Annotated in this window: 16 protein-coding genes; 12 read left to right on the top strand and 4 right to left on the bottom strand. The window is 73.2% G+C overall.

Annotated features, from left to right (window positions below; translation table 11 throughout):
- Positions 1-530: 530 nt before the first annotated feature.
- The 12 genes from IT293_09495 to IT293_09440 all read left to right on the top strand — a co-directional run bounded on the left by IT293_09495 (position 531) and on the right by IT293_09440 (position 12,483).
- A complete protein-coding gene (locus IT293_09495; protein ID MCC6764884.1) occupies positions 531-3,125 on the top strand; it encodes a hypothetical protein in 2,595 nt (864 codons plus the stop codon).
- Positions 3,122-4,033, top strand: coding sequence for a hypothetical protein (locus IT293_09490; GenBank protein MCC6764883.1), 912 nt, complete (start codon positions 3,122-3,124; stop codon positions 4,031-4,033). The genes IT293_09495 and IT293_09490 overlap by 4 nt, the downstream gene beginning before the upstream one ends.
- A complete protein-coding gene (locus IT293_09485; protein ID MCC6764882.1) occupies positions 4,030-5,382 on the top strand; it encodes a sigma-54-dependent Fis family transcriptional regulator in 1,353 nt (450 codons plus the stop codon). The genes IT293_09490 and IT293_09485 overlap by 4 nt, the downstream gene beginning before the upstream one ends.
- Positions 5,383-5,572: 190 nt before the next feature.
- A complete protein-coding gene (flgB, locus tag IT293_09480; GenBank protein ID MCC6764881.1) occupies positions 5,573-5,962 on the top strand; it encodes a flagellar basal body rod protein FlgB in 390 nt (129 codons plus the stop codon).
- Positions 5,962-6,387: a flagellar basal body rod protein FlgC gene (gene flgC / locus IT293_09475; protein MCC6764880.1), complete on the top strand. Its 426-nt coding sequence runs from the start codon at positions 5,962-5,964 to the stop codon at positions 6,385-6,387. Before flgB ends, flgC begins: the two co-directional genes overlap by 1 nt.
- Positions 6,388-6,405: 18 nt before the next feature.
- Positions 6,406-6,717, top strand: a complete 312-nt coding sequence (gene fliE / locus IT293_09470) for a flagellar hook-basal body complex protein FliE (protein ID MCC6764879.1) — start codon at positions 6,406-6,408, stop codon at positions 6,715-6,717.
- Positions 6,718-6,739: 22 nt separating this feature from the next.
- A complete protein-coding gene (gene fliF / locus IT293_09465; GenBank protein MCC6764878.1) occupies positions 6,740-8,284 on the top strand; it encodes a flagellar M-ring protein FliF in 1,545 nt (514 codons plus the stop codon).
- 46 nt (positions 8,285-8,330) lie between these two features.
- Positions 8,331-9,365, top strand: coding sequence for a flagellar motor switch protein FliG (gene fliG / locus IT293_09460; protein MCC6764877.1), 1,035 nt, complete (start codon positions 8,331-8,333; stop codon positions 9,363-9,365).
- Positions 9,352-10,041, top strand: coding sequence for a hypothetical protein (locus IT293_09455; GenBank protein MCC6764876.1), 690 nt, complete (start codon positions 9,352-9,354; stop codon positions 10,039-10,041). The genes fliG and IT293_09455 overlap by 14 nt, the downstream gene beginning before the upstream one ends.
- Positions 10,042-10,107: 66 nt before the next feature.
- Positions 10,108-11,421 carry a FliI/YscN family ATPase gene (locus IT293_09450; GenBank protein MCC6764875.1) on the top strand — a complete coding sequence of 438 codons (1,314 nt, stop codon included), beginning with the start codon at positions 10,108-10,110 and terminating at the stop codon, positions 11,419-11,421.
- A 20-nt stretch (positions 11,422-11,441) separates the two neighbouring features.
- Positions 11,442-11,906 (top strand): hypothetical protein, encoded by a 465-nt coding sequence (locus IT293_09445; GenBank protein MCC6764874.1) that lies wholly within the window; start codon positions 11,442-11,444, stop codon positions 11,904-11,906.
- Positions 11,893-12,483, top strand: a complete 591-nt coding sequence (locus tag IT293_09440) for a hypothetical protein (protein ID MCC6764873.1) — start codon at positions 11,893-11,895, stop codon at positions 12,481-12,483. The genes IT293_09445 and IT293_09440 overlap by 14 nt, the downstream gene beginning before the upstream one ends.
- A 327-nt stretch (positions 12,484-12,810) precedes the next feature.
- Here the strand turns inward: IT293_09440 and IT293_09435 are convergent, their stop codons facing one another.
- From IT293_09435 to IT293_09420, 4 genes are all read right to left on the bottom strand, one after another.
- Positions 12,811-12,990, bottom strand: a complete 180-nt coding sequence (locus IT293_09435) for a hypothetical protein (GenBank protein ID MCC6764872.1) — start codon at positions 12,988-12,990, stop codon at positions 12,811-12,813.
- A 45-nt stretch (positions 12,991-13,035) separates the two neighbouring features.
- Entirely contained in the window at positions 13,036-13,263 is a 228-nt protein-coding gene (locus IT293_09430) for a DUF2283 domain-containing protein (protein MCC6764871.1), read from the bottom strand.
- Entirely contained in the window at positions 13,245-13,463 is a 219-nt protein-coding gene (locus IT293_09425) for a hypothetical protein (protein ID MCC6764870.1), read from the bottom strand. The genes IT293_09430 and IT293_09425 overlap by 19 nt, the downstream gene beginning before the upstream one ends.
- 420 nt (positions 13,464-13,883) lie before the next feature.
- Positions 13,884-15,101, bottom strand: a complete 1,218-nt coding sequence (locus tag IT293_09420) for a hypothetical protein (protein ID MCC6764869.1) — start codon at positions 15,099-15,101, stop codon at positions 13,884-13,886.
- Between the last annotated feature and the right edge of the window lie 157 nt (positions 15,102-15,258).

Raw genomic sequence — 15,258 nt, 5'->3', positions numbered from 1 at the left:
TTCCGAAGCCGCGAGCACCGTCTCCTCCATTGCTCCGTCGCCGCCGCTCGGCGCCGCGGCCGTCCTCGCGCCGGTTGCGTGAGGCCGCGACCGGTGCGGGCCGAGCGCAGCGCGCCGGCATCTCCGACGACACGCGCGGGAGCGCCTGGGAGCTTCGGCGCGGACGGTGCAGTCGGCGGCCTGGCTCGTAGCGCGGCTCGATGCGCTCCCCCTGGTGTCGGGCACGTTCGATCGTTCCGAGGCGGGACGATCCGTGCCGAAGGGAAAGCGCCCGGGGCGATCGATGGGCAGCTTGGAGTCCGTTCCGGGGCACCGCCGCTCGTGCGCTGTACGGGAGATCGCCTGGTGGACAGCCGGTAGCCGCGCGAGGCAGCCGGGCTTGGCGTCGCCAACTCTCTGACCCCGATGCAGCCAACGATCTGGCCCGCGGGCGTCCTCCAGCCGCGCGCCGGCGAGAAACGCGAGCAACGACGCGGCGGACCCGTCGGCACAGCCGTTGCTGAACCCGGCAAGAATTGCCGCGTTCAGCCATGGAACCGACACGCACGTTCGTCGTCCTCGCCATCCTCGGCTCGCTCGTCGCGGCCGACGCCGCGGCCGATCCGATCTTCGCGTCGCCGCCGCACGTCGTCGCCGATCGCGACGGCGCGCGCATCGTCCTCTTCCTGAACGAGCCGGTGAGCGGCGCGCTCGCGGCGCGCGCCGGCGACGGCTTCGAGGTCCGCGTGCCGCGGAGCGAGGTGGCGCCGGCCATCCAGGGGCAGGATTTCGGGGCCGACGGTTGGGGGAACGGCGGCGACGCCGTGAAGCACCTCGTCCTCGCGGCGGGCGTCAAGGGCGACACCAGCATCCGCATCCAGCCGAGCGGCGCCGTCCACGGGATCGACGCGCGCTCGGTCGACGATCCGCCGCGCCTGGTGATCGAGCTCCTCGCGGCGGCGCCGACGGGGACGGCGGCGCCCGCGCGGACGCCGAAGCCGACGCGCACGCCCGGCGCCGCGCCGACCGCGTCCGCCAGGGCCGCGAGCCCGGCGGCGAAGCGGACCGCCACGAAGCCGCCGGCGGCGACGGCGACGCCGCGCCCGCCGCGCGCGACCGCGGCGGCGCACGGACCCGCGAAGCCCGTGCCGGTCGTGACGCCCGCGGCGTCCGCCCGCGAGCCGGTCGCCGTCGCGGCGGCCGGACACGAGGGGCGCGCCAGCGATCCCGCGTCGCGGGCCGCGGCGGCGCACGAGCCGCCGAGCGCGGAGGCGTTGGCGCGCGCGACCGTGCTCACCGCGCTTTCGACGACCGAGGACCATGGGGCGGCGAAGGAGCCGGCGCCGGCGCCGGCGGCGTCCGCGTCCGCGCCGCAGCCGTCGTCGACCTACGGACTGCGCTGTCTCTGGCGCCGCTTCGCCGGCACCGCCATCTGCGTTGCGGACCCGAAGGCCGCAGCCTACGTCGGCGACCACACGATCACGGCGCTCGTCGGCGCTCTCGCGCGCGGCAAGCTCCCCGAGGCCGAGGATACTCCGACGATCGTGACTCCGGCCGCGGCGTTCCTCGCGGCGGACGTCCTCTTCGCGACCCGTGCGCCCGAGGGGAAGCTCCTGCCCGTCGTCGACGCATATCGGAGCGCGCTCCGCGCCCATCCCGACTTCCCCGACGCCTGGCGCGTGCGCCTCAACATCGCGCTCGCCTACCGGGCGATGGAGTTCGTGACCGAGATGCACACCGTCGCTGGCGAGGCGGCGGTCGACCCGACCGGCGGGCTCGTTCGCGGGCTCGCGGGCGATCTCGCGTTCCTCACCGGCAAGGCGCCGATCGCGATCGACGACTACCGGCGCGCGAGCGACATGGGCGGCCTCGGCGCGTGCCTCGCGGCTCGCGGGCGCGCGCGCCTGGCGCTCGCGGACGGCAACGCCGCTCTCGCCGCGGCGGAGCTCGCCGCGCTCGGCGCGCTCTGTCCGCCCGAGATCGCCAGCGATGCCGAGACGGTCTGGGTCCGCGGCCGGCTGGCGCTCGCGCAGGGAGACGTCGCCGCCGCCAAGACGCTGCTCGGCGAGGCCGAGAAGGGTCTCGGCCGCCCGGACCAGGGTGCGGTGTTGGTCGACCTGGGCGCCGTCGCCGAGGCGGCCCACGACCCCAAGGGGGCGCGTCGGATCTACGACCGGCTCGCCGGCGGCGCCCACGGCGCGCGCGCGGCGCGACAGGCGACCGTGCGTCTCGCGCTCCTCGACGGCGTCGGCGGCGACGTCGCCGCGGGGTTGAAGCGCCTCGAACGCCTCACCCCCGAGGCGTCGGACCCGGCGCGGCGCACGCTCGTGATGCAGTCGGCGCGGAGCGCGCTCGCGCGCGGCGCGATGGGGGAGGCGCTCGCGACGCTGCACGAGGCGCACGTCGACCCGGCGGCGCTCGGCCTCGGGGATCAACTGCTGGTGGCCGAGGCGTATCGCGGCATCGGCCTCTACGGCGAAGCGGAGCGCGTCCTCGCCGCGGCACAGGCGAACGCCGGATCGGCGGCGCCGGACGGGCTCTTCGCCGCGCGCGGCGAACTCGCGCTCGACCGGCGCGACGGGGCCGGCGCGCTCGCGGTCGCCGACGAATGGATCCGGACGCGCGGCCGGAGCGGGGGTGCGCTCGCGCTCCGGGCCCGCGCGCTGGCCCTCGCCGGCGACGGGACCGCGGCGCACGCGGCGGTCGCCGCCGCCATCATCGAGGATGGAGACCTCACGCGGCCGCTCTCGCTCGACGTCGCCGAGCTCCTGCGGGAGCGGGCGCCGTCGGTCGCGCTGGCGCTCGCCCGGCAGGCGCTCGAGCCGGGCGCGACGGCGGAGCTCCCGCCGGCGCGTCACGCGGCCGGACTCGCGCTCGTCGGCGGGCTCGCCGACGACGCCGGCGACGACGACACCGCGCTCGCCGCATTCACGACGCTCGCGGCGCGGTACGGCAACGACCCGATCGCGGCCGACGCGGCCTATCGCGCGGCCCGCATCGCGGCGCGCCGGCTGCCCGGCGGCGACGCCGCGGCGTTCGACGAGGCCGCCAAGGCGAAGGACCCGCTCGCCCGCCGGGTGGCCGGCGCGGCGCGCGAGTACGAGGTCATCGTGAAGCCGCTCGCGGGCGCGGGAGAGGAGCCATGATCGAGGCCGCGGAGCGCGGGTCCGGCGCGGCGCCCACCACGGATCGCCTCGCCGAGCTGCAGGCGGCGTTCGAGGTGTTCACCGGCGCGACCTCGATGCTGGAGACCCAGTACCGGGCGCTGCAAGCGCACGTCGAGGCGCTGCGCGCCGAGCTCGACGAGAAGCAGCGCGCGCTCACGGCGTCCATCGAGCGGCAGCGCTGCCTCGAGTCGCAGGCGCTCCGCCACAGCCGGCTCGCCGCGATGGGCGAGATGGCGGCGACGCTGGCCCACGAGGTGCGCAATCCCCTGGGCGCCATGGAGCTCTTCACCGGCATGCTGGCCGAGGAGGTCGCGGACCGCCCGGCGGCGGAGCGGCTCACCGGGCAGATCGCGAGCTGCATCGCCGACCTGAACCACCTCGTCAGCAACATCCTCGACTACACGCGCCTGCCCGAGCCCCGCCGCGCGAGCGTCGAGCTCGACGGCCTGGTCGACGACGCGCTCCTCGCGAGCGGGCCGTCGCTCGGGTCCGCCGTTCGGGTGGAGCGGCGCGGCGCCGTCGGGGCGACCTGCGCGCTCGATCGCGGCCTCGTGCTGCAGACGCTCTCGAACCTCTTCCGCAACGCCGGTGAGGCGATGGCGGGCGAGGGGACGCTCGCGGTGACGGTCGAGCCGGCGGGCCGCTGGGTGCGGGTGACCGTCGCCGACACCGGTCCCGGGATCCCTTCGGGCTGCGAGGAGACGATCTTCGCGCCGTTCTTCACCACGAAGGAGCGCGGTACGGGCCTCGGGCTCGCGGTCGCGCGCGCGGCGATCGCCGCGCACGGCGGGACGCTCGCGGTCCGGCCGCGGCCGGACGCGGATGGGGCCGGCGCCGTTTTCGTACTCACGTTGCCGCAGCAGGCGGCCCTCGAAGGAGAAGACTGATGGAACGGATCCTGGTGGTCGACGACGAGCGCGCGATGCGCCTCGGCGTCACGGAGGTGCTGGAGCGCCACGGCTTCGCGGTGACCGCGGTCGACTCGGGGGCGGCGGCGCTCGCGGCGCTCAGCGAATGCGGCTTCGCGCTCGTCGTCTCGGACATGCGCATGCCGATCATGACCGGCGCCGAGCTGCTCGCGGCCGTCCAGGAGCGCCACCCCGGCCTGCCGATGGTCATGATGACCGCGTACGGCACCGTGGAGGACGCGGTCGCCGCCATGAAGGCCGGCGCCCGCGACTTCCTGACCAAGCCCTTCGCGCCCGGCGATCTCGTCCACCTCGTGCGGAACGTGCTGCGTGACCCCGAGGGCGAGCGCGCCGCGGGCGGATCCGGCAATCGCGGGCCCGGCGAACGCCGCATCGTGACCTGCGCGCCGGTTCTGCAGCGCCTGCTCGCGGTCGCGGCCGGCGTTGCCGGGAGCCGCGCGCCGATTCTGTTGGAGGGCGAGAGCGGGACCGGCAAGGAGCTCGTCGCGCGCTACGTCCACAACGCGGGCCCGCGCCGGCAGCACCCGTTCGTCGCGGTGAACTGCGCGGCGCTGCCACGCGAGCTCCTCGAGAGCGAGCTCTTCGGGCACGAGCGCGGCGCCTTCACGGGAGCGACCACGCGGAAGCTCGGCAAGTTCGAGCTCGCGCACGGCGGGACGCTGCTGCTCGACGAGGTGAGCGAGATGGAGCCGCTCCTGCAGGCGAAGCTGCTGCGCGTGCTGCAGGAGCACGAGGTCGACCGGGTCGGCGGCACGCGTCCGGTCGCCATCGACACGCGCGTGATCGCGACCACCAACCGGCCGCTGCGCGCGCTGGTCGCGTCGGGCGCGTTTCGCCGGGATCTGTACTACCGGCTGAACGTGCTCCCGCTGACCTTGCCTCCGCTGCGGAGTCGGCGCGAGGACATCGACGGCCTCATCGACCACTTCTGCCGGCGCTTCTCGACGGACAAGCGGCTCACGGTCGACGCGGCGGCGCGCGCGTATCTGAAGCGGCAGCCGTTTCCCGGGAACGTGCGCGAGCTCGAGCACGTGATCGAGCGCGCCGCGCTCCTCGCCGGTAGCGGCGTCATCACGGCCGCCGACGTCCAGATCGACGAGGAGCCGATCGCGGAGCCGAGCGCGACCGGATCGCTCGCGGGCTTGACCGTCCACGAGGTGGAGCGCCGCCTGATCATGGAGACGCTCAAACGCACCAACAACAACCGCAGCCGCGCCGCCGAGATGCTCGGCATCAGCGTACGGACCCTGCGGAACAAGCTCGCCGAGTACCGCATGGGCGGGAGCGAGGCGCTCGGCGCGGCATGAGCGTCCGTGCCAGATCCCGCCCGCGCGGCCACGAATCTGGCGGGCGGCAGATTCTGCCGGTCAGGGATCTGACGCCTGCGGGGGGCCGGCGCGGCGCGAAGCGCCGGCCGGCGCGCGGATTCGAGCGGCCCGCCATGCGAAGCGCGCTGGAACGCGGCTTGCTGCGCGCACACTCCAGGGAGACATCGTCATGCAGCTCTTCGGACCGTTGACGGAAGGACTCGGCGCTGCCCTGGATCTCTACCAGGCTCGCCATCAGGTCCTCGCCGAGAACATCGCCAACTCGGAGACTCCGGGCTATCGGGCCCGCGAGCTCCAGTTCGCCGACCAGCTGGCCGCCGCGCTCGCGCCGCCCGAGCCCGGCAGCAAGACGCCGGAGGGCGCGAAGGCGCCGCCCGAGCCGCCGCGGATCGAGCCGGCGGTGGATCGCGACGCGGTGCTCAAGCCCGACGGCAACTCGGTGGCGCTCGACGTGCAGGTCGGGCGCCTCTCGGAGAACGTGTTCAAGATCCAGGCGCTGACGCAGATCCTGTCCGACCGCTACGCGGGACTGAAGCGCGTCATCGAGGGAGGCAAGTGATGGACGTCGGCGCGACCCTCGCGATCAGCTCGAGCGCGCTCCAGGCCCAGCGCCTGCGCATGGACGTCATCGCCGCGAACCTGGCGAACGCCCAGAGCACGCGCACGCCCGAAGGCGGTCCCTACAAGCGCCGCGACGTGGTGCTGGAAGCCATGCCGGGCGGCACGTTCGACGACGTGCTCGGGGCGCAGCCGGGCGGCGCCGTCCGCGTCGCGCGGGTCGAGTCGGACGACGCGCCCCCGCGCGTCGTGTTCGATCCGGGCCACCCGGACGCCGACGCCAAGGGCTACGTCGCGTACCCGAACGTCAATCCGATCACCGAGATGGTCGATCTCATGACGGCGACGCGCGCATACGAGGCCAACGTCGCAGCGGTGAACGCCACCAAGCGCGTGCTCGAGGCCGCGCTTTCGATCGGCCGGTAATCGCGCGCGAGGACCACGATGGAGATCAAGGACATCACGAACGTTCCGGGCATCGCCGGGCTCGGCGGTCCCGAGCCGACGGGCAAGACCGGTGCGGCCAAGGACGGCGAGGGCTCGTTCGCGTCCGTGCTGAAGAGGTCGCTCACCGAGGTGAACGCCATGCAGCAGAAGGCCGACGCCGCCATCACCGCGCTCGCGACCGGCGAGAAGGTGAGCCTGCACGAGACGATGATCGCGATGGAGCAGGCCGACGTCTCGTTCCGGATGATGATGCAGGTCCGCAACAAGATCGTCGAGGCGTACCAGGAAATCCTCCGGATGCAGGTCTGACGAGAGGGGCTGAGGCGGGCGCATGGATCGGCTGAACGGACTGCTGGAGCAGCTCAAGAACTTCTTCCTCGGCTTGCCGCCGGCGCGGCGGCTCACGTTCGTGGGGATGACGGTCGGCATCCTGGTCGGCACGGGCGCCCTCGCCTGGTGGGTGCAGCAGCCGCAGTACCGGGTGCTCTACAGCGGGCTCGGCGGCTCCGACGCGGCCGCCGTCATCGAATACCTCAAGACCGAGAAGATCCCGTACCGGGTGAGCGACAACGGCGGGAACATCGAGGTCGCCGCGGGGCGGCTCTACGAGACCCGCATGGCGCTCGCCGGCCGCGGCATCCCGCAGGGCGGCGGCGTCGGCTTCGAGATCTTCGACAAGCAGACGCTCGGCATGACCGACTTCGTGCAGCGCCTGAACTACCAGCGCGCGCTCCAGGGGGAGCTGGCGCGCTCGATCGCCGAGCTCGACACGGTCGAGTCGGCGCGCGTGCACCTCGCGATGCCGGAGCGTTCGCTCTTCGTTTCGGAAGAGCGGCGGCCCTCGGCCTCGGTCGTGCTGAAGCTGCGCTCGGGGCGGGTGCTCGCGCCCGAGCAGATCGCGGGCGTGGTGCACCTCGTCGCGGCGAGCGTCGAGGGTCTGCGCCCGAACGACGTGACGGTCGTCGACGTGAACGGCCAGGTGCTGACCCGGGACCAGACGGAGCAGGACACCCGCAGCCCGGGCAAGGGGCTGATGACGTTCCAGCGCGAGCTGGAGCAGGGCTACACCGAGAGCATCGAGAGCATGCTGGCGCGGGTGCTCGGCCCCGGGCACGCGCTCGCGCGCGTCACCGTGGCGCTCGACCTGGCGCAGGTCGAGAAGACCGAGGAGAGCTTCGATCCCGACCGCGTGGCCGTCCGCAACGAGAAGCGTTCCAAGGAGACGAGCGCGCAGGGGGGCGGGAGCGGCGCGGCGACCGACGACCTCACCAACGCGCCCGCCGCCGCGACGAGCGGGCCGACCTCGGAGCGCGAAGACACCAATCTCAACTACGAGATCAGCAAGGTCGTGAGCCGGCGCATCGAGCAGATGGGCGCCGTGCGGAAGCTCTCGGTCGCCGTGCTCGTCGACGGCACGTGGACGGGCGAGGGCGACGCCCGGACGTTCGTGCCGCGGCCCCAGGAGGAGATCGACCGCTATCGCGAGCTCATCAAGCGCGCCGTCGGCTTCAACGAGGAGCGCGGCGACCAGATCGAGGTTGCGAGCGCGCCGTTCCAGGCGGCGGCCGCCGTCGAAGCGCCGGAGGCCCCGGGGATGCTCGCGAAGGTCGGGCAGTTCTCCGAGGTCTTGTGGCGGCTCGCCGGTATCGTCGTCGCGCTGGTGGTGCTGATGACGGTCGTCCGGCCGTTCCTGCTTGCGATGGCGAACCGCGCCCCGGTCGCTGCCGAGATGCCGTACATTCCGCCTCCGACCGCGCGCGCGAGCGTCGCCACGGCGGGCGCCGATCTCCCGGTGCCGGCCGGCATGCTGCAGATGGCGCAGCAGAACCCCGAGCACACGGCGGAAGTCATCCGCCAGTGGCTGGCGCAGAAATGAGCGACGCGCTCGCTGACGACGCCGCGCTGCGGGAGCGTCGCTAGCGATGGCCGACGAGCTCGCGGGCGTCGAGAAAGCCGCCGTGCTGCTGCTCTCCCTCGGCGAGGAGGTGGCGGCCGAGGTCTTCCGTCATCTGGAGGACGGCGAGGTGCGCGCCGTGACGAAGGCGCTCGCCCGCATGCGGACGGTGCCGGCCGAGCACCTCCGCGCGGTCGAGCAGGACTACCGCAAACGCGTCAGCGGCTCGCGGGGTCTGCGCGTGGACGGACTGCTCTTCGCGCGCTCGCTGGTGAACCAGACGCTCGCGAACGGCGAACCGTCGATGGCCGGAAACCGCGACGAGATCCTGGCCGAGCTCGATCAGTTGCCGACCGGCGAGTCGAGCGGCCTGGCGCGCGCGCTCGACGGCGTCCCGGCGGACGGCCTGGCGCGGCTGCTTGAGACCGAGCACCCGCAGATCGCGACCCTCATCCTCGCGCACATGGCGCCGTCGCAGGCGATGCTCGTGCTGCGCGGGCTTCCGGAGGCGCTCCAGACGGAGCTGGTGGAGCGGCTCGCACGCCTCGACGCCGCGATCCCGCCCTCGGTGGTGCAGGAGGTCGGCGCGATCCTGCGCGACCAGGTGAAGGGCCTCGCGCGCGAGGCCGGCAAGGCGGCGGGCGGGCCGAAGGTCGTCGCCGACATGATGAAGCACGCCGACAAGGCGACCGAAGGCCGGATCTTCGAGGACCTCGAGCAGCGCGATCCCGAGCTCGCCGGCTCGATCCGCGCGATGCTCTTCACGTTCGAGGACTGCCTGCAGTTCGACAACCGCAGCATGCAGACCCTGCTGAAGGAGGTCGCGCGCGAGGACCTGCTGCTGGCGCTCAAGACGGCGAGCCCGGCGCTCTCGGAGAAGATCTTCGCCAACGTCTCGAGCCGCGCGGCCGAGATCCTGCGCGAGGACCTGAGCTCGTCGGGGCCGGCGCGCCTGAAGGACGTCGAGGCGGCGCAGCAACGCATCGTCGCCGCGGTGCGCGACCTCGAGGCGGACGGCAAGCTCGTGGTCGCCGGCGGAGGGTCGGACGATGTCCTCGTTTGAGCGACTGAAGCCCGCGGCCGCGGCGCCGACCGGCGCATCGTCGCCCCTCGGCGCGCTCGGCAAGGTGACGCTCGGCTCGCGCCTGGCGGAGACGAGTCCGTTTCGCGACTTCGGCGGGGGCGATCCGCCGGCCGCGGCCACGACCGCGCCGGCCGACGTCGCCGGCGAGCCGGCGGTCGACGAGGCGCAGCAGGCGGCCGAGGCTGCGTACGCCGACGGCTTCGCGGCCGGCCGCGAAGCCGCGACCCGCGAGCTCGTCGCCGAGGGCGAGACCTTTGCCCGCGCCGTCATGGAGCTCGAGCGCTTCCGTGCGAGCCTGCTCGAACGATACCAGAACGAGCTCCTGGCACTCGCCCTCGGCATCGCCCGCAAGGTCGTGCAGCGCGAGCTCGCCGAGAACCCCGAGCACTGGCTCGGGATGATCCGCGAGGCGGTGCGGCACGCGCTCGATCGCGAGAAGATCCGCATCCGCGTCGGCACGGTGCTGCACAAGTTCCTCGTCGAACGGCTGCCGACGCTGCGTCCGATGCTCGAGGACGTGAAGGAGCTGGAGCTCGTCGAGGACGCCGCGCTCACCGAGAACGGCTGCATCCTCGAGAGCCGGTTCGGCGACCTCGACCTCGGCGTCGACAGCCAGATCGGCGCCATCCGCGCGGCGCTGACGCAGGCGGGCTGAGTGGCGACGCTCGAGCGCGGCGACGCGGCGGCGGGCCTCGACGAGGTCGCCGACCGAAGCGGTGCGATCGCGCGCCACCTCGCGCACGCGGTCGAGCAGCTGCGGCACGTGAACCCGGTGCGCGTGAGCGGACGGGTGACCGACGTCATCGGGCTCGTGATCGAAGGCACCGGACCGGGCCTCCCGATCGGCGGCGTCTGCCAGATCGAGCGCCGCGACGGCGGCGCGGCGATTGCGGCCGAGGTCGTGGGCTTCCGACAGAACCGCGTCCTTCTCATGCCGCTCGGCGAGGTGAGCGGCATCGAGCCGGGGAACCGGATCGTCGTGGCGCGCGAGCGACCGATGATCGGCGTCGGACCGGGGCTCCGCGGCCGGGTCCTCGACGGCCTCGGGGCGCCGCTCGACGGCGACGGACCGATCGCGGTCGAGCGCGAGGTCGCCCTCTACGGTCCGCACATCAATCCGCTCGAGCGCCCGCCGATCCGCGAGCCGCTCGACCTCGGTGTGCGCGCGATGAATACGCTGCTCACCTGCGGACGCGGCCAGCGGCTCGGCATCTTCGCCGGCTCGGGGGTTGGCAAGAGCGCGCTGCTCGGCATGATCGCGCGCTCGACGCGCGCCCAGGTGAACGTCATCGCGCTGATCGGCGAGCGCGGCCGCGAGGTGCGCGAGTTCATCGAGCGCGACCTCGGGGCGGAGGGGCTCGCGCGCTCGGTGGTCGTCGTCGCGACGTCCGACCAGCCGCCGCTCGTCCGCATCCGCGGCGCGTTCCTCGCTACGGCGATCGCCGAATATTTCCGCGACGCCGGCCTCGATGTGATGCTGATGATGGACTCGCTGACGCGGCTCGCGATGGCGCAGCGCGAGGTCGGCCTGTCGATCGGCGAGCCGCCGTCGGCGCGCGGCTATACCCCGTCGGTGTTCGCGATCCTGCCGAGGTTGCTCGAGCGCGCGGGCACCTGTGTCCGGGGCGCCATCACCGGCCTGTATACGGTCCTGGTCGAAGGCGACGACATGAACGAGCCGGTCGCCGATACGGCGCGGAGCCTGCTCGACGGGCACGTCGTGCTGTCGCGCGCGCTCGCGAATCAGGGCCACTACCCGGCGGTCGACGTGCTGCGCAGCATTTCGCGGCTCATGAACGACATCGTTCCCGAGGCCCACCTGAAGCGCGCCGCCAAGGTGCGCGGCTGGCTCGCCACCCATCGGGACGCCGAGGACCTCATCAACATCGGCGCCTACACCGCCGGCAGCAATCCGCGGATCGACGAGGCGGTGGCGAAGATGGATGCGATCCAGACCTTCCTCCGCCAGGGGCTGACCGAGCAGAGCACGCTCGAGGAAGGCGCGGCGGCGCTCGCCGCGCTCGCGGGCTGCTGATGCGCGCGGAGGGCGGGTGAATGGGGGCGTCGTTCCGACTGGCGCGCGTGCTCCGTCTGCGCGAGCAGATGCGGCGCCTGCGCGGTCACGAGGCGGAGGCGCTCGCGGCCCGGCTCGGGGCGGCGCGGCGGGAGGCCATGCGGATCCTCGCCGAGCGCGAGCGGCGCGGCGAGGAGGAGGCAGAGGCCGCCCGCGCCGGATTGCTCACGCCGGAAACACTGCAGGTCGGGCGGGCGTACGATGCGGCCCTCGCGGCGGCCGAGGCCGCCCAGGCGGAGGAGATCGCGCGGCTCGGTCGGGCCCTCGAGGTGAAGCGCGCCGAGCTGCTGCGCGCCCGCCAAGAGGAGGAGAAGTACGTCCGGCTCGAAGCGGTGCATCGCCAACGCGTCCTCGAGGAGGAGGCGCGCGCGCTGGAGCGCGCCCTCGACGAGGTCGCCGTCGACCGTCACCGCCGCCGGAAGGAGCAAGGTCATGAAGCCGTCTGAGGCGCAGGGAAGGGGTCGGAGCGGACGGGGGCTCCGCGCCGCGTTGGTCGTGGTGATCGTCGGGAAGCTCGCGCTGCTCGTCCTCGCGCAGAGCGAAGGCCCTGCGCTCGCGAGCGGGACGACCGCCACGACCGACGGCGGCGCCGCGGTCGCGGCGGTCGGCGGCGCGAGCGGCAGCCTCACCATGCGCGGCGACGTCCGCACGCTCCTCGAAGCGCTCGAGAAGCGGCAGTCCGAGCTCGAGGCCCGGGAGCGCGAGGTCGCGAGCAAGGAGGAGCGCCTGGCGCGCTACGAGAAGGACGTCGTCGCCAAGGTCGCGAGCCTCGAGGAGATCGAGAAGCGCCTCTCGGCGCGCGCCAAGGCCGCGAGCCAGGCCGTCGACGCCTCTGCCGAATCCCTCGCCAAGATCTACGGCACCATGAAGCCCGAGGCTGCCGCTCCGATCCTCGACCGCCTCGATGCCCCGACCGTCCTCACGATCTTCCGGCGCATGAAGGAGAAGCAGGTCGGCGAGATCCTTCCCCTCATGAGCCGCGAGCGGGCGATCGCGCTGACGCAGGCGCTGGCGGAGCGGTGAGGGGGCTGCGCTCGGCCGAGATCGTCTTCGGCGTAGGGGTGCGTGCTCAGCCCGGTACGTCGCTCGGGTCGAGCAGACCGTAACGGCGCCAGCCCATTGCGAGCAGCCAGGTGCGCGCGCGGGCGACCGGAGATGCGGCCGCCCGCCTGTCCAGGGCGCGCTAGGAGTCTGCGCCACGGATCGGTTTCGAGCGAGAACCGTGAGCCGCCGCGAGCACAAGGAGCGCGACCCGACCGCGTATCTGTGCGATACGCCGAGGGTCGCGCGACGCCGTCGATCGCGGATGGATCGCGATTCGCAGCCGAAAGCGATCCGTGGCGCAGACTCCTAGGTCACGAGGGTTTCCGGCTTCCGACCGTCGAACCAGCGCGCGGAAGACGCGGGATCGAGGCGGACCGAGGCCGTGAGCGCGGCGCCGGCCCGAGCGGCGTGGCGGCGGGCGTTCAGCAGCACGTAGCGCAGCGCGTTCCGGCACCCGCGCGCGGTGCGAAGCTCACGAGAGCGCATTCCGGTGGCACCTGCGTCGCTGGCGTTTCGATCGCGCAGACGCGGTCAGCGTTTGCTGGCGTGCAGCACGGTGAGCCCGACGACTTCTGTGCCCTCGTAACGGACGACGACGTCGTCCGCGGTGAGCTGACTGTCCGTCGCGCCGGCCCCGTCTTTCAGCGTGATGTAGAGCACGTCCGCCTCGGCGTCGTAGGAGGACGAGAAGACACCGTGCGGCGAGCGCACGAGCAGCGGAACGAGATCGAGGTAGGCGTTCAATTCGTTCGGGGCCATAGCTGTACGCGTCGTTCGAGCGCGGGGAACCGCGACGTCAGGAATGCCGTGATCACGAACCCGTCCGTCGTCCCGAGCTCGCGGTACACTACCACGAGGGTCTTTCGGGGCGCCACGTAGCGGATGGCCATCGCGGCGCCGTCCGTGGCCGCGACGACCCGATCGGCCGTCGAGACGGCGCGCAGGACGGCGAGCCGCATTCCTGAAAGCTCGGGATGCCCCGCTACGATGTGCGCCCGACGTTCGTCGCCGAGGCGAATGGGCACGCCCGTGCGAGAGAGCGTGAGGCTCGCCATGCCGCGATTTCATGCGGCACGGCAGGTCGCGGGCAACGGATACTCGGCGTCGGTCGCGGTGGTGCCGACCCGATCACGCTCGGCGGGCCGGCGCGCGTCGGTCTACGGGCACACGGTATCGCCGCCGCAGACGTTCGGCCCGATCTGCACGCCCCCATAGAGCTGCGGGTTGGCGTTGCCGCCGTTGTTGTCGTTGACGACGTTGGTGGCGTAGCCCGCCTTGCTGTTCCCGCCGTCGTTGAGACACAGACCCGAGGCGTTGAAGATCGCCGTGTTGCCGATGGGGCCGGGTCTGGCCCTTCGTGCTCGCGGGGACGCCGCCCCTCAGCGCAGCTTCACGCCCAGTCGCTCGCCGCGCGCGTCGATGACGATGCGCGCGAACGGCGACGGGAGCTGTCGCGCCGCACCGAGCATCGTCATGCCGGTGCCCGAGGGCAGGAGCAGATTCATGCCGAGGATGCCGTCGAGGGTGAGCTTCGTGCCGTCGTCGAGCGTGGTGCTGATGTCGTGGACGACGACGGCGGGACGCTCGAAGACGAGATCGCGGCCGTCGTCCGTCACGATCACGAGGCGGTCGAGGCGGAAGCCGGGGAGATTCGAGTGGCCGCCACCGATGCCGCCGACGGGGAGGGTGAACTCGGGCCGACGCGTCGGGGTGCCGGCGGCGTCGACCAGGCCAAGGGCGCGGCCGATCGCGGTCGAGATCATGCTGCACGCGGCGCCGGTGTCGAGAAGCCAGTCGCCTTCCGCGTCGTCCGCGCCGCGCTCGACGCGGATCCCTTCCACGAGCGGGTTCTCGGCGAGCGAGGGCAGGGGGCCGCGGTTGCGCGGGTCGCGGCGGTTGAAGTCGGTGAGGGCGAGGGGGATCCAGGCGTCGACACTGAGCCCGGCCGCGCTCGGATGGAGGCGGACGGTGACGCCGACCGCCGCGCCCTCGTCGCCGCTGCCGGGCATGATCTCGACGACGCGCTCGCGGATGAGGGGCATGCCGACGACGTCGACCATGGCCCCGGGCGACAGCAGGAGCGCGCCCGGGTCGGTGGGCGCGTCGTTCAAGAGGAAGCGCTGCGACGCGAGGCGGTACGTGCTCGCGCGGGAACGCCGCCCGCGGGGCGCGTCGTCGTCGTCGTCGTCGGGCTCGAGGTCGGTCGCGGTGAGGGTGAGGGCGCGCGAAACCCCCATCGCATGGTCGCCGTTCACGCCGGCCTCGAAGTGGCGGGAGCCGGGCTCGGCCTCGACGCCGAAGCGGGTGGCGCTGGCGTGGGACAGGACGTGACCGCTGGCGCCGGTGTCGAGGATCGCGACGGCGGGAAGATCCACGACGAGATCTTCGAGCGGATTCTTCGAGGGCCGGGACGATGCGGTCGGGCGGTCGCCGATGCCGAGCACGACCATCGGTTGCTGCAGGGCGGCCTCGCCGGTCGCCGCGACGACGAGGTCGCGCGCGCGGACAGCGTCGGGAGTGGCAAGGAGGAAAAGGAGGAGCGCGAGGCCGCCGGAGCGGAGCGATCGTCGCCGTCGCGCCTCCATCACCCCGAACAACTAGCTGCATCCTCGGCGACGGCGATAGCTCGCATCGGAGCGCCGGGGGCGGAGCGTACTTCCGCCGACGGGGCGAACCCGGCGGCCCGCGGCAGTTTCTGCCGAGACCCGGGGCGGATTCTTCCTCGGCGACCTGCGCGGTGCGCGAAAGCCGAGG

The sequence above is a fragment of the Deltaproteobacteria bacterium genome, assembly GCA_020848745.1.
Classification (GTDB): domain Bacteria; phylum Desulfobacterota; class Binatia; order UTPRO1; family UTPRO1; genus UTPRO1.
Note: the sequence above shows the minus strand (reverse complement) of the source record. Positions and strands in the feature narration are given on the sequence as shown.